Source organism: Streptococcus sp. 959 (genome assembly GCF_013277075.1).
Taxonomy (GTDB): Bacteria; Bacillota; Bacilli; order Lactobacillales; family Streptococcaceae; genus Streptococcus; species Streptococcus pseudopneumoniae_C.
The window spans coordinates 79,289-93,407 of the sequence record NZ_VMMF01000016.1; the positions used below are offsets into that span (position 1 = coordinate 79,289).

Consider the following 14,119-nt stretch of genomic DNA (forward strand, 5'->3'; position numbering starts at 1 on the left):
TTCTATATGAAAATGATAACGCAAACATTCACTTTTTTCAAGTTTTTTGCTTATAGATGAAGAAATCACTGACATACTTTCTAATCATACTCTTCGAAAATCTCTTCAAACTGCGTCAACGTCGCCTTGCCGTAGGTATATGTTACTGACTTCGTCAGTTTTATCTACAACCTCAAAACAGTGTTTTGAGCTGACTTCGTCAGTCTTATTTACAACCTCAAAGCAGTGCTTTGAGCAACCTGCGTCTAGTTTCCTAGTTTGCTCTTTGATTTTCATTGAGTATAAAACAAGCAAATCACTAAGAAACCCACGACAAGATAATATTGACGCGGGTTGTAGTTTCAAAAAATATCAATTTACCTGACTAGCAATCTGTAAGAGTGCCTTTTCAAAAAGGAAACCTTTTTCATAAAGACCTGTCTTAATCTGATAGTCTGTCTCAATCAAGTAGGAAATAGCTTGCTTCAGAAAGCTCAAGGAAAGTCCTCTCGCATCTCTCAGCGCAAACTTGATTTGATAGGGATTAGGATTGCGCCCTAGATAACTACCTAGACTACTTGCAATCTGCACTTCTGTTTGCCCAGACTCCGACAAAATTTTCACCTGAGTAAAAGTCCGAAATTGTCCCAGCATGACTGCAATCAACTTGATTTCATCTTCCCCTTGCAAGGTCAAGTCTCTCACCAAATCGCGCGCCTGGTCCATCTTTTTAGTCAGAATAAACTGAGTTAAATCAAAAATATTGTCCTGTAAGGTCTTGGGAATAGCATTGACAATATCCTCTTCCTCGATAACAGAATCCGCCTTATAGGACTGTAAAAAGAGCAGATTTTTCTGGATTTCGCTAAATTGGAAACCCGACTTGACGAGGAGATTTTCAAAGGATTGCCCCACAAACTGCAGACCTTGTTTCTGGCTCCACTTTTGGAAATACTGGCGCAGTTCCTGTTCTTTGGCTTCTACTGCGTCAAAAATCTTGGCATCACGCTTAAGTAATTTAACCAACCGTCTTTTGCTATCCAGTTTTCCTTCTGCAAAGATCAACAACTTGGTTGTTGGCGAAGGGTTATCAAGGTATTCTTCAAACGACTTGAGCTCATCATCTGTTAAAAAGCGTTTCTTAGCTGTTGTGATATCGACAAAATGGTCTAATATCACGATTTTCTCATCCGCAAAGAAAGGAAGGCTGACCAACTCCAGTTCCACATTCTTGTAAACCACTTCTTTCATATCAAAGTAGGCAAAGTTGAGGTCAGCAGAATCATAACCAATCTGTTTCAACACTTGACTCTTCATCACTTCAAACTGACCCTGATCCGTCCCTGTAAAAAGGCTCAGGTTAGGTAAATTTGATAAAGTCAACTTCTGACTTTCTTCAATGGCTAGCATCTTCTCTCCTTTCTTCTGATTTTTTGGTTCATTTAATCGATATAGCGCAATTTCCCACGGAAATCTTCTAGGCTTTCGTACCCTTTTTCCGCCATGATTTCTTTCAGTTCATTGGTAATACGTTCGAAAGCACCGACGCCTTCTTTGTGAAGAGTAGTACCTACCTGCACCATACTCGCTCCACAGAGGATATGTTCAAAGGCATCACGACCAGTCAGAACGCCACCTGTTCCAATGATTTGGATTTGAGGATTCAAGCGTTGGTAGAAAGCGTGAACATTGGCTAAAGCAGTCGGTTTGATATACTCTCCACCAATCCCACCGAAACCATTCTTAGGCCGAATAACGACAGACTCATCTTCTATATAAAGGCCATTCCCGATAGAGTTAACACAGTTGACAAACTTGAGCGGGTACTTGTTGAAAATAGCAGCTGCTTGATCAAAGTGAACAATATCAAAATATGGTGGCAATTTAATTCCAAGAGGTTTGGTAAAGTAGGCAAATACTTCTGACAAAATTCGGTCAGTTGTCTCAAAATCATAGGCAATCTGAGGTTTACCTGGAACATTTGGACAAGAAAGGTTTAGCTCAGTCAGACCACGAAATTCACTCTCTTGAACTCTTTTCAAGATGGTATGTGTTTCCTCTGGAGACATTCCAACTAGAGAAAGGAAGAAAGTTCGGTTTGGCTCTTTTTCCTGCAAATCCAAAAGATAATCCAAATAATAGTCTAAGCCATTATTTGGTAGACCCATAGAGTTGATAGAACCAAGCGGAACATCTTGGTATCGTGGCTCAGGATTTCCCTGACGAAAGTCCAAGGTCGCTGTCTTCGTGACAAAGGTTCCTGCCGCTGAGTTTTTAACCCCCTCTAGCTCTTCTATCGTCATACAAGCCACACCTGCTGCATTCATCAAGCAGTTGTCAAACTCAAAACCAGCAATTTGTGTTTTCGTTGATACCATGATTCTGATCCTCCAGATTCCTTTTATTGCTAATATTATACCATATTTTCACAATTTCTCTTTTAGAAAGATATTTCAAAGAAAAACGTTCGTATTTTTATAGATTTTCAAAAAGTCCCAAAACTAAATTGATAGAATTTTTAGAAAATTTTTGTTTTTCTCTTTACAGTTAAAAAAAATTCTGCTATAATGACACACATAATTAAATTAGAATTTAAGGAGAACGATATGACATCTGCTAAAGAATATATCCAAAGCGTGTTTGAAACTGTAAAAGCTCGTAACGGGCACGAGGCTGAATTCCTCCAAGCTGTTGAAGAATTTTTCAACACTTTGGAACCTGTATTTGAAAAACACCCTGAGTATATCGAAGAAAATATCTTGGCACGTATTACTGAGCCAGAGCGCGTGATTTCTTTCCGTGTTCCTTGGGTTGACCGTGATGGAAACATTCAAGTAAACCGTGGTTACCGTGTTCAATTCAACTCAGCTGTTGGACCATACAAAGGCGGACTTCGTTTCCACCCAACTGTAAACCAAGGGATTTTGAAATTCCTCGGATTTGAACAAATCTTTAAAAACGTCTTGACTGGACTTCCAATCGGTGGAGGTAAAGGTGGATCAGACTTCGATCCTAAAGGTAAAACAGATGCTGAAGTAATGCGCTTCTGCCAAAGCTTCATGACTGAATTGCAAAAACACATCGGACCATCACTTGACGTACCTGCTGGTGATATCGGTGTTGGTGGACGTGAGATTGGTTACCTTTACGGTCAATACAAACGCCTTAACCAATTTGATGCTGGTGTCTTGACTGGTAAACCTCTTGGATTTGGTGGTAGCTTGATTCGTCCAGAAGCAACTGGTTACGGTTTGGTTTACTACACTGAAGAAATGCTTAAAGCTAACGGTAACAGCTTTGCTGGTAAGAAAGTGGTCATTTCAGGTTCTGGTAACGTGGCTCAATACGCTCTTCAAAAAGCGACTGAACTTGGTGCAACTGTTATCTCTGTATCTGACTCAAATGGTTATGTCATCGATGAAAATGGTATCGACTTCGATCTTTTAGTTGATGTTAAAGAAAAACGTCGCGCTCGTTTGACTGAGTATGCAGCTGAGAAAGCAACTGCTACTTATCATGAAGGTTCTGTATGGACTTACGCTGGAAACTATGATATCGCTCTTCCATGTGCGACTCAAAACGAAATCAACGGTGAAGCAGCTAAACGTTTGGTTGCTCAAGGCGTTATCTGTGTATCTGAAGGTGCCAACATGCCAAGCGATCTTGATGCCATCAAAATCTACAAAGAAAATGGTATCTTCTACGGACCTGCAAAAGCTGCCAACGCTGGTGGTGTAGCCGTTTCAGCCCTTGAAATGAGCCAAAATAGCCTTCGCCTCTCATGGACTCGTGAAGAAGTTGATGGACGTCTCAAAGACATCATGACAAACATCTTCAACACAGCTAAAACAACTTCAGAAACATACGGTCTTGATAAAGACTACCTTGCAGGAGCTAACATTGCTGCCTTTGAAAATGTAGCAAACGCTATGATTGCACAAGGTATTGTTTAAGATTCATTTGCTCAATCCTCAATCGCTTCGATTGGGGATTTTTAGCTTGAATCAAAAAAACTCACCATTAACAGTGAGTTTTAACATCCGAATTTATTTTACTTTCATTAGGGCAGATGACAAACATTCAACAATCTCATCAACTGCTTCATCTATGTTTATAGTTCCTTCATCATTCAACATCATGGGAATAAGATAAGAAAAACTCAATGCTAAGATGTAACGAACAATTCTTTCATTTGACCAATTTAGAATAAGTCCTTTTTCTTTAAATTGATTTAAAACAGGGCTAATTGGTTCTATTATAGATTGAACAATAATATTTCCTAACTGGATAGAAAGATTTTTATCAATAAAAGAACGCCCCAAGAGAATTTTAACATGCATTTGATTCTCCTGAATGAAAAAGAGCCTATCTCGAACAATACTTTTTAAAAAGAAGGGAAAAGTTTCTTGATCTACTGTGAATTTTTTTTCTGAGAAATCCGCAATTACTTCTGGAATAACCTGTTCTAGAAAAGTAGATAAAATGGCTTCTAAAATACCTTCCTTTGTTTTAAAGTAACTAAAAACAGTTCCTTCTGACACTCCAGCGCGTTCGGCAATAAGGCTGGACGTTGTATTTTCAAATCCAATCTCTGAGAATAATTTTAAGCTTGATAATAATACTCGACGTTGTTTCAAGCTCAAGTTGCTAACTTCTAACGTCTGAGCATACTTTTGTTCTAAACTTTCCATCGCTAGCACCTCTCTTCTACTCTCTTACTTTTACGACTTTTTTGCCTCGACTGTGTCCGATTTTCAGACTACGATAGGCTTCTCTAACTGACTTTAGAGAAAAGTCATACACTTGATCAATTTTCAGCTGAACCTTCCCTTCTGAGACCATTTCAGATAAAGTGCTAAAATCATCGTATGTAGAATGTCTCGGACCAGTAAACTGAGCACCTTTTATCATAACATAGGGTGAAGGTACTAATGTCCCAATAGCTGTTCCCTTCAAACCTAAACTAAAAGCCAATCTAACATAATCAGATCCATAACAATCCAAAAACTTTGTAATAGGCGTTGGACTAGCTGATAGAAGAGCCTTCTTGATGTTCTCTTCGTAACTTACTGGTATAGCACCTAAAGACTTCAGATACTCTGCATTTTTCTTACTTGCTATTCCAATCACTGTCGCACCCTTAGCAACTGCATACTGTACTGCAATACTTCCAATACCTCCTGCTGCAGCTGAAATAACAACAGTATCTCTTGAATTTAAACCGATTCTTCTAAAAGCCCCACCCACAGTTAGAGAAGCTACTCCCATAGTAGCTGCGTGAGTCATGTCGATCATCTCTGGTTTCAATACAATTTCTGATTCATTGACACAAATTTCTGTTGCTAAAGCTCCCCTCTTAGTTCCCAAACCAGGATCGCTAATCATTGTTCCAAACACCTTATCTCCTACTGAAAACCTAGTTACTTCATTTCCAACTTCTGTAATAACTCCAGAAAAATCTCTCCCCACACCTCTTGGAAATAAAGATGATTTAGATTCAAACCAACGACTTGGTTTCCTTAATTTCGTCATAAAAGATAAAAATCGAAGGGGTTTCGCTCCCTCAAAAGTTTTATAATCAATAGGATTTAAACCAACAGCATGAACTTCTACTCTCACTTGATTTACATCCAAGGCTGTAGAGTCGATCTTCAGCAAATCCAAGACCTCTTCGTTACCGAAACGACTGTACTCTATTGCTTCAACAACCATTTTCTTTACTCCTTAATTTCACAAAAATTGAGTGAACACTCATTTTTATAAAGTATACTCTTAATTTGTAAGAAAATCAATATTATCGTTTGATAACGATTTATGACATGATACAAATATCCATCATTTGGGTTTACCAATATGATTCTTTCAATCTAACTCTCCTCACTTTTAAAGATTCCTTTCCCTTTTTTGCCCCCTGCTAGACAAAAAGAAAAACCGCTACTCCTAAGAATAGCGGTTTAATCATGTTTTTAAGCTACTAATGTAGTTGCTCTATTATTTAAGAGTAACTGAAGCTCCAGCTTCTTCCAATTTAGCTTTGATTTCTTCAGCTTCTGCAGTTGCAACGCCTTCTTTAACAAGTGCTGGTGCACCGTCAACAAGTTCTTTAGCTTCTTTAAGTCCAAGACCTGTGATTTCACGTACAACTTTGATAACGCCAACTTTTTTATCACCTGCAGATGTCAATTCAACGTCGAATGAATCTTTAGCAGCACCAGCGTCAGCAGCACCAGCTGCAGCAACAGCTACAGGAGCAGCTGCAGTTACACCAAATTCTTCTTCGATAGCTTTTACAAGGTCGTTCAATTCAAGGATTGAAGCTTCTTTAATTTCAGCAATAATGTTTTCAATGTTCAATGCCATTGTTATTTCCTCCAAATAAGTTTTAATTTTTATAATAGTTTTTTCGTAGCTAGGCTACGCTGCGTAGCTTAAGACTAAGCTGCGTCTTCTTTGCTTTCTGCAACCGCTTTGACTGCAAGAGCAACGTTGCGCACTGGCGCTTGAAGTACAGAAAGGAGCATAGAAAGAAGTCCTTCGCGGTTTGGAAGAGTTGCAAGTGCAAGAATCTCTTCTTTAGATGCGACAGCGCCTTCGATTGCACCACCTTTAATTTCAAGTGCTTCAGCGTTTTTAGAAAAGTCGTTCAAGATTTTCGCTGGTGCGATAACATCTTCGTTAGAAAATGCTACTGCAGATGGTCCAACGAATACAGATGCAAGATCTTCAAGACCAGCTTTTTCAGCTGCACGACGCAAGATTGAGTTTTTAATAACTTTATACTCAACTTCGCTTCCACGAAGCTCACGACGAAGAACTGTATCTTGCTCAACTGTCAAACCACGAGCATCTACAACGACGATAGATGCAGCAGCTTTCATTTTTTCAGCTACTACGTCAACTAGTTCCGCTTTTTTAGCAATAATTGCTTCACTCATTAGTGTGTTCACCTCCGTTATTATTTTGCTTGGGGAAATTTTTCAAAAGAAAAACGCGCCCAAACCTAGACACGAAAGTACAATACGCTTCTTTTTACATGATACGTTTTGTCCTCGGTAGGATACTTATGAGTCGAGCTCCCCTACTGTCTTAGGCAGTTTTTTCAAACCGTATATAAGTATAGCATAGTCAAAAAAAGAATGCAAGATTTTTGCAAACTTTTTTTAAACTTTTTTTGGTTTTTCTTTTAAAGTTCTGCTGTCAAGACTTGGCCTTGCTTCACAACCTGTTCTCCGACGATATAAACATCATCTACATCACTGGATTTGACTGCATAAACCAGGTGAGAGAGCATATTTTCTTGAGGTTGGAGATGGATTTTCCCTTGTGGTTGAATAACAAGAAAATCTGCTTGCTTGCCAACTTCCAGACTTCCAATCTGTTCTTCCATTCCAAGAACCTTAGCCCCTTCGATTGTCAGCGCCTTGAGAGCTGTTTCTATAGGAAATTGACTGGCATCTCCGCTCTTCATTTTCTGTAGTAGTGCTGCTGTCCGTCCTTCCTCAAACATATCTAGATTGTTATTGGAAGCAACCGAGTCAGTCGCAATTCCGACTGCTACTCCTGCTTTTTGCAGTTGAATGATAGGAGCAATTCCTGAGGCCAGTTTGAGGTTGCTGATAGGATTGTGGGAGATAGCCACTTGAGAGGTTGCCAAACGTTCAATTTCTCGCTCGTTTAATTCGACCCCATGAGCAAAGACAGACGGATGATCTAAGTAACCCAATTCTTCTAGAAAGGCGAGGGGGCGTTTGCCGTAGCGTTTCAGGAGAATTCCTGACTCCTCCTTGGTCTCCGCCACATGGATATGGATGGGAATGTCCAGCTCTTTTGCCATTTCCAAGCTCTCTTCCAGCAAATTTTTACTACAGCTGTAGGGAGAATGTGGGGCTACCATAACCTTGAAATTTGGATTTTTATATCCAATAATTTCTTCAATGATAGCTCGAGTTCTGGCTATGGTCTCAGCAGTTGTTTCTGTATCTAAAGAAAAGAGGGTAGGTGAGAAATAACAACGCATCTTAGAATCTTTCACTGCCTGATAAATCTGCTCAATATCCACACCATTGGGATTATACATATCATTAAAGGTTGTTGTTCCTGACTGGAGCATTTCTGTCAGCGCTTCTTTTACCGCCTTGGTAGTCATGTCTGGAGTAAACTCAGCTTCTGCAGGCCAGATATAGTCATTGAGCCATTCATGGAGGTTGCTGTCATCTCGGATTCCTCGCAAACCTGTCATGGCAGAATGGGTGTGGCAATTGACCAAGCCAGGCATAATCCAGGCTCCCTGATAGTCTATAATCTGCTCAGCTTGATTTAAAATCTCTGGCTTCTCTTGACCGACATAGACGATTTGAGAATCCTTAACTGCTAAGATTCCATCCAAATAAACACGGAAATCTTGGTCACAAGTCACGATATTTACGTGCTGATAGACTTTCATTCTAGGCTCCTTTTCTATAAGACAATTTACAGTGAATAATTTTTCTAGCTATTGTAACAAAAAAGTCACCCGAAGGCAACTTTTTTCGTCCATAAAATTTCAAAATAGAAAGGACTATTCAGAGCTAAAAGCTGCAGCTTGCTGCATTTGGTAATACTTGCCTTTTCTAGCCATGAGGTCCTGATGGTTCCCATGCTCCACAATGTCACCATCCACCAAGACAAGAATCAAATCCGCATCCTGAATGGTAGACAAACGGTGAGCAATGATAAAACTTGTGCGCCCCTTCATGAGTTTAGCAAAGGCATCCTGAACTAGCACTTCTGTCCGTGTATCGATGGAAGAAGTCGCCTCGTCTAAGATGAGAATCTTGGGAATAGCCAGAAAGACTCGGGCAATGGTCAAGAGCTGGGCTTGGCCAACAGAGAGAGATTCTCCTGCATTTTCCAACTTGGTATCGTATCCCTGTGGCAACTGTTGGATGAAAAAGTCTGCATTGGCTGCCTTTGCAGCAGCAATCACCTGCTCCCGACTGGCATCAGGATTCCCAAAGGCAATATTGTTATGAATAGTTCCTTGCTTGAGCCAGGTTTCTTGGAGCACCATCCCAAACTGCTGTCTCAATGATGCTCGGGTATAATCATAAATGGATTGCCCATCCAGCAAGATATCTCCTGAATTAATAGGGTAAAAACGCATAAGGAGATTGATAAGAGTTGACTTTCCAGCACCTGTCGGACCAACGATGGCCACCTTGCTACCAGCTGGAATATCAATAGATAAATCCTTAATCAAAATCTTTTCAGGATGGTAGCCAAAAGAAACATGCTTAAAGGAAATAGCTCCCTTAACCTGGTCACTGGTCAAGACTTCCTTGCCTGTTTCAGCCACCTCAGGACTTTCTAAGACAGCATAGACGCGCTCTGCACAAGCTAAAGCACTTTGTAACTCAGCTAGAACTGAAGAAATATCGTTAAAGGGCTTAGTGTATTGCTGAACATAGTTCAAAAAAGTCACTAAACGACCAATGGTCAAGGTTGACCCCATCATGATACGATAAGCTCCTACTCCAGCTAAAAGCGCATAAATGAGCGCATTGACAAATCGAGTCGAAGGATTGACCGTTGAAGAATAAAAGATGGCTGACTGCGAATAGCCTGCATAGTTGTCATTCGCCTCATGCAATCTTTTCATAAACTCTTCCTGAGCATTGAAGGACTGGATAATGGTCTGCTGGCTAAGTGATTCTTCAATCAACTGAGTCTGAATGCCCCTCGTCTCTGTTTGCTTCTGGAATAGATGATAAGAGCGTTTGGCAATAAAGCGTGAAATTACCATGGACAGTGGTGTCAACAACAAGACCAAGAGGGTCATGAGGAGATGAATTTGGAGCATTGCTAGAATACTAACCAAAATCATCAAGACACCAATGAAAAATTGGTTAAAAATCATGGTCAAACCGGCTGCCAACTGTTCTATGTCTGTGGTCACACGACTGACCATCTCTCCACTGCCTTGCCGATCCACAAAAGCAATCGGTAACCGATGGAGCTTATGGATGATTCGCTCTCGCAAATCTTTAGTAAAAGAGAAGATTAGGCGATTATAAATAAGAGGATTAGCCCATTGTACCAGAGTATTTCCTACGACCACCAAGATCATGTGAATGAAAATCTGCCAAAAAACTGGTGAAGAACCAGCCACTAGGACCTGGTCGATGACCTGCCCAATCAGAATAGGTAGGTAAATTGATAAGCCAACTTGGGCAATGGTTCCTAGAAAGGCTAGGAAAAGGAGGAAGGGATGGCTTGCTAAATCTTTTGCCAAACGTTTGAGCGTCTGGTTTGCAGTTTGTAGTCTCATATTAGTCCTCCTTTCCATGTTGGGATGCATTAATTTCACGATAGACTTGACTGGTCTTCATCAAATCCTCGTGCTTGCCGATAGCTAGGAGCTCACCTTTTTCCAAGAGGAGAATCTGGTCAGCCATCTGGAGTGTCGAAGTCCGTTGAGAAATCAAGATTAAGCTCGTATTTGGCATATTTTCTCGAATAGCTTTCAAGAGCTTGGACTCGGTGATGGTGTCGAGGGCTGAGGTCGCATCATCTAGGACGAGAAATGGAGCTTGTCGCAATACCGCTCTGGCAATAGATAGCCTTTGTTTTTGTCCACCTGAGAAATTTCTCCCTTCTGCCTCAACAGTGGCATCCAAAAGTCCTTCCTTTTCACTGACAAAATCCTTAGCTTGCGCAATCTCCAAGGCCTGCCAGAGTTCTTGGTCAGTTACTTCTTGATTGAAACCCAAAGTCAAGTTGGAACGAATAGTTCCTTTAAAGAGCTCGACTTTTTGAGGCACATAGGCAATCCAAGACCTCCACTGCTCCAAATTAAGAGGACCACGTCCATCTCGATAAAGGTTAATGCTTCCCTTATCTGCTGGATATAGACCAAGTAAGACTTGCACCAAGCTTGATTTACCAGAACCCGTTCCCCCAATGATACCAAGGATTTGCCCTTGCTGTATATCGAAGGAAATATCTCTTAGAGAAGGCTGGGCCGCATCAGGATAGGTAAAGGTCAATTCTTGGACTTGTAAAACCTGATCATCGGTAGCTTGCTTTTGTTCTAACTCTGAATGGATATCCTCTGGAGCCTCAGCAAAGACTTCCTCGATTCGCTTGGCTGAGATATAGGACTGGTTGAGGGAATTTATCAGCATAGCTAGCTTGACCAATTCCACCAAAATCTGTAGGAGATAGTTGATAAGGGCAATGAGAGCACCCTGACTAAGTAGACCTCCTTGAATTGAAATATATCCCTGCCAGATAATAACGAGGAGGGTTCCATTAACAATCAGATAGGTCAGAGGTGTTAATAAACTAGACCAGAAACCTGTTTTTTCTTGCAATCTTGTATAAACTTGATTTAGGGTTTGAAAAATCTGTAACTCTCGTTTTTCTTGCCCAAAAGCACGAATAACCCGCATTCCTTGTAATTGCTGGCGCGTTTCTTGAACCAGTTGGTCCGTTTTTTTTCTAAGACTGCTGTAGAGAGGATTGACCAGCCTAGAGAGGCCTACAATGACAATGGTCAAAATGACAACCATAACCAAGAACCAGAAAGTCAGCTCAGCTGAGATGCGATAGGCCATAAAGATAGCGCCAAAGACAATAATAGGTGCTCGCAAAAAGAGACGCAGGAATTGATTGATACCAGTCTGAATCTGATAGGTGTCCGAAGTCAAGCGAGTGACCAAGCTAGAAGTTGTCAAACTGTCTCTGCTGTCCTTAGGTAAAGATAGAATATGACGATAAAGATCGTCTGTCAATTCTTTGGCAAATCCAACCGCAGCCTTAGCTGAGTAGAACTGGGCTATTAAAGCCACTACAACACCAATCACTGCAAAGACAAGGAGCAGGCCAATCTGCATCCAGAGATGAGCCTGATTTTTCTGGGGCAAGGATTGATCAACAATCCCAGCAATCACCATGGGAACCAAGAGCTCAAAAACAGCTTCTAACAGCTTGAATAAGGGAGCTAAAATTGATTCCTTGATGTAGGGTTTAAAGTAAGATAATAGGTGTTTCATAAATCCCTTCTATTCGTATTCTGGAAATAAAGAAAGTGGGAAGCACCCACCATCTCTGATTTATTTGTTTAAGTAAGGTAGTAGATAGCCATATCCTGCTTCTTCCATCTCATCCTTGGATACAAAACGCAAGGATGCAGAATTAATACAGTAACGAAGTCCACCTAACTCCCGAGGCCCATCTGTGAAAACATGACCCAAGTGAGCATTCCCCGACCGAGAACGAACCTCTATTCGCTCCATCCCATGACTGAGATCCTTGTAATAGTGAATCAATTCCTTAGAAATTGGACGACTAAAGCTTGGCCAACCACAACCTGAGGCAAACTTATCCTTGGCAAAAAAGAGTGGCTCATCTGTCGTAATATCCACATAAATCCCTTCTTCAAATGTTTGGTCATAGGCATTGGTAAATGGAGCCTCCGTAGCAGCTTCTTGGGTAACACGATAGGATTCTTCAGTTAAGCTTTCCTTTAACACTTCTTGGCTAGGCTTTTCATAGTTTGCTGCGTCAATCAATGGCTTCTCAGCATCGGTCACATCGATATGACAGTAACCTGAAGGATTCTTCTTAAGATAGTCTTGGTGGTAATCTTCAGCTAAAATATAGTGGCGAAGTTTCTCCACTTCTACTGCAATCTTTCGACCCAGCATGCGTTCCTGCTCCTGCACCACTGTGTAGATAGCTGGCAAATCTGCTTCATCCTGATAATAAATCCCAGTTCGATATTGGCGACCACGGTCATTCCCTTGTTGATTGATGGATAGAGGATTGATAACTCGGAAATAATAAAGTAAAATCTCTCTGAGTGACACTGCTTTCTCATCGTAAATCACTTGAACCGTTTCTACATGATCTGTTTCCTTGAGCAGCTGGTAATTAGTCGTTTCGACTTGTCCATTAGCGTAGCCAACACTGGTTGCTAATACACCAGAAATGCGTGAAAAATACTCCTCTAGGCCCCAAAAACAACCACCTGCTAGATAAATTTCTGCCATCTTTATTTCTCCTTTATCAAGTTTTTAACTAATACTCTTCGAAAATCTCTTCAAACCACGTCAGCTTACATCTGCAACCTCAAAACAGTATTTTGAGCTAACTTCGTCAGTTCTATCCACAACCTCAAAACACTGTTTTGAGCAGCCTGCGGCNNATTTTCATTGAGTATAAACTTCTTTTCAAAAAAAGGATAGGAAGCCCTCTGGTCGAGAGTTTCCCCATCCTATCATCTATTCTTTATTTTGCTTCGACACGGACACCTTGGGTATCAACTTTCAAGCCATGAAGTTTTCCTTTGAAAGGTTGCTTTTCCAATTCTGCCTTAATCGTTGGCATCTTGTCATGAGAAGCCAAGACCATAACTGTCGGTCCAGCACCAGAGAGGTAGGTTGCATAGGCACCATTTTCTTTGGCCACTTGCTTAATCGTCGCAAATTCTCTCACCAAGTCCTGACGGTAGCGCTCGTGGAAGAGGTCTCCCTCGATTGCTTGACCAGCTGTCACCATATCTCCTGCCAACAAGGCAGCAACCGCCACATTGGCAATAGAACTAGCCGAAACAGCTTCCTTGTAAGACAATTTCTTAGGCAAGACACCACGGCTGTCTCGAGTACGCAATTCATAGTTAGGAATGTAGGCTAGGAAATCACACTCTGGGAAGTCTGCTACAATAGCTGAAACTTGCCCATCAACGGAGCTTGCAATAACGAGATTACCATAAATGGCTGGAGCCACATTGTCAGGATGTCCTTCAATCTTGGTCGCTAACTGCAATTTTTCATGGTCTGACAAGTTGAGCTGACCCAGTTGGTTGGCTAGTTCAATACCAGCAACAATAACCGAGCTAGAAGAACCCAAGCCACGCGCCAAGGGAACATCACTGGTCATTTTCAAACGTCTTGGGTGCAAGTCTGGTACAATTTGCAAAGCGATTTTGAGCAAGAGATTACGTTCGTCATGTGGAATCCATTTGCCAATCTGGTGTTCAATCAACCACTCATCTCGTTCTTCACAGACCTCGATTTGAAGGTACTTGGTTACAGCTACACCGACCGAGTCAAAACCTGGCCCGATATTGGCACTGGTTGCAGGTACAATAATCTTCATC

12 protein-coding genes and 1 other annotated feature are annotated in these 14,119 nt (G+C 41.1%); of the genes, 1 reads left to right on the plus strand and 11 read right to left on the minus strand.

Going from position 1 to position 14,119, the window contains the following annotated elements:
- Window positions 1-351 precede the first annotated feature (351 nt).
- Window positions 352-1,389, minus strand: coding sequence for a DNA polymerase III subunit delta (gene holA, locus HT717_RS05515; RefSeq protein ID WP_173304649.1), 1,038 nt, complete (start codon window positions 1,387-1,389; stop codon window positions 352-354).
- Between the two features lie 32 nt (window positions 1,390-1,421).
- On the minus strand, window positions 1,422-2,357 hold the full coding sequence (locus HT717_RS05520; protein WP_173304651.1) for a dihydroorotate oxidase: 936 nt from the start codon (window positions 2,355-2,357) through the stop codon (window positions 1,422-1,424).
- A 228-nt stretch (window positions 2,358-2,585) separates the two neighbouring features.
- Here HT717_RS05520 and gdhA point away from each other — a divergent pair, with 228 nt between their 5' ends.
- Window positions 2,586-3,932 carry an NADP-specific glutamate dehydrogenase gene (gdhA, locus tag HT717_RS05525; RefSeq protein WP_173304653.1) on the plus strand — a complete coding sequence of 449 codons (1,347 nt, stop codon included), beginning with the start codon at window positions 2,586-2,588 and terminating at the stop codon, window positions 3,930-3,932.
- A 93-nt stretch (window positions 3,933-4,025) separates the two neighbouring features.
- Here the strand turns inward: gdhA and HT717_RS05530 are convergent, their stop codons facing one another.
- The 9 genes from HT717_RS05530 to thrB all read right to left on the minus strand — a co-directional run bounded on the left by HT717_RS05530 (window position 4,026) and on the right by thrB (window position 14,118).
- Complete coding sequence (locus HT717_RS05530) at window positions 4,026-4,670, minus strand: TetR/AcrR family transcriptional regulator (RefSeq protein WP_020901488.1); 645 nt, start codon at window positions 4,668-4,670, stop codon at window positions 4,026-4,028.
- Between the two features lie 16 nt (window positions 4,671-4,686).
- On the minus strand, window positions 4,687-5,691 hold the full coding sequence (locus tag HT717_RS05535) for an NADP-dependent oxidoreductase (RefSeq protein ID WP_049541307.1): 1,005 nt from the start codon (window positions 5,689-5,691) through the stop codon (window positions 4,687-4,689).
- Window positions 5,692-5,970: 279 nt separating this feature from the next.
- A complete protein-coding gene (gene rplL, locus HT717_RS05540; RefSeq protein ID WP_001196965.1) occupies window positions 5,971-6,339 on the minus strand; it encodes a 50S ribosomal protein L7/L12 in 369 nt (122 codons plus the stop codon).
- Between the two features lie 74 nt (window positions 6,340-6,413).
- On the minus strand, window positions 6,414-6,914 hold the full coding sequence (gene rplJ, locus HT717_RS05545) for a 50S ribosomal protein L10 (protein WP_001287278.1): 501 nt from the start codon (window positions 6,912-6,914) through the stop codon (window positions 6,414-6,416).
- Between the two features lie 38 nt (window positions 6,915-6,952).
- Window positions 6,953-7,088, minus strand: a sequence feature (ribosomal protein L10 leader region).
- Window positions 7,089-7,162: 74 nt separating this feature from the next.
- Window positions 7,163-8,422, minus strand: coding sequence for a TRZ/ATZ family protein (locus HT717_RS05550; protein WP_173304655.1), 1,260 nt, complete (start codon window positions 8,420-8,422; stop codon window positions 7,163-7,165).
- Between the two features lie 114 nt (window positions 8,423-8,536).
- A complete protein-coding gene (locus tag HT717_RS05555; RefSeq protein ID WP_173304657.1) occupies window positions 8,537-10,285 on the minus strand; it encodes an ABC transporter ATP-binding protein in 1,749 nt (582 codons plus the stop codon).
- 1 nt (window position 10,286) lies between these two features.
- Window positions 10,287-12,011: an ABC transporter ATP-binding protein gene (locus HT717_RS05560; RefSeq protein ID WP_173304659.1), complete on the minus strand. Its 1,725-nt coding sequence runs from the start codon at window positions 12,009-12,011 to the stop codon at window positions 10,287-10,289.
- Window positions 12,012-12,071: 60 nt separating this feature from the next.
- Window positions 12,072-13,010 carry a peptide-methionine (R)-S-oxide reductase MsrB gene (gene msrB / locus HT717_RS05565; RefSeq protein ID WP_173304661.1) on the minus strand — a complete coding sequence of 313 codons (939 nt, stop codon included), beginning with the start codon at window positions 13,008-13,010 and terminating at the stop codon, window positions 12,072-12,074.
- Window positions 13,011-13,248: 238 nt separating this feature from the next.
- Window positions 13,249-14,118: a homoserine kinase gene (gene thrB / locus HT717_RS05570; protein ID WP_136937254.1), complete on the minus strand. Its 870-nt coding sequence runs from the start codon at window positions 14,116-14,118 to the stop codon at window positions 13,249-13,251.
- Window position 14,119 lies beyond the last annotated feature (1 nt).

What these genes read in the sequence shown, in the direction of transcription:
- holA (WP_173304649.1), bottom strand. Translation starts at nt 1,389, where the DNA reads ATGCTAGCCATTGAAGAAAGTCAGAAGTTGACTTTATCAAATTTACCT.
- HT717_RS05520 (WP_173304651.1), bottom strand. Translation starts at nt 2,357, where the DNA reads ATGGTATCAACGAAAACACAAATTGCTGGTTTTGAGTTTGACAACTGC.
- gdhA (WP_173304653.1), top strand. Translation starts at nt 2,586, where the DNA reads ATGACATCTGCTAAAGAATATATCCAAAGCGTGTTTGAAACTGTAAAA.
- HT717_RS05530 (WP_020901488.1), bottom strand. Translation starts at nt 4,670, where the DNA reads ATGGAAAGTTTAGAACAAAAGTATGCTCAGACGTTAGAAGTTAGCAAC.
- HT717_RS05535 (WP_049541307.1), bottom strand. Translation starts at nt 5,691, where the DNA reads ATGGTTGTTGAAGCAATAGAGTACAGTCGTTTCGGTAACGAAGAGGTC.
- rplL (WP_001196965.1), bottom strand. Translation starts at nt 6,339, where the DNA reads ATGGCATTGAACATTGAAAACATTATTGCTGAAATTAAAGAAGCTTCA.
- rplJ (WP_001287278.1), bottom strand. Translation starts at nt 6,914, where the DNA reads ATGAGTGAAGCAATTATTGCTAAAAAAGCGGAACTAGTTGACGTAGTA.
- HT717_RS05550 (WP_173304655.1), bottom strand. Translation starts at nt 8,422, where the DNA reads ATGAAAGTCTATCAGCACGTAAATATCGTGACTTGTGACCAAGATTTC.
- HT717_RS05555 (WP_173304657.1), bottom strand. Translation starts at nt 10,285, where the DNA reads ATGAGACTACAAACTGCAAACCAGACGCTCAAACGTTTGGCAAAAGAT.
- HT717_RS05560 (WP_173304659.1), bottom strand. Translation starts at nt 12,011, where the DNA reads ATGAAACACCTATTATCTTACTTTAAACCCTACATCAAGGAATCAATT.
- msrB (WP_173304661.1), bottom strand. Translation starts at nt 13,010, where the DNA reads ATGGCAGAAATTTATCTAGCAGGTGGTTGTTTTTGGGGCCTAGAGGAG.
- thrB (WP_136937254.1), bottom strand. Translation starts at nt 14,118, where the DNA reads ATGAAGATTATTGTACCTGCAACCAGTGCCAATATCGGGCCAGGTTTT.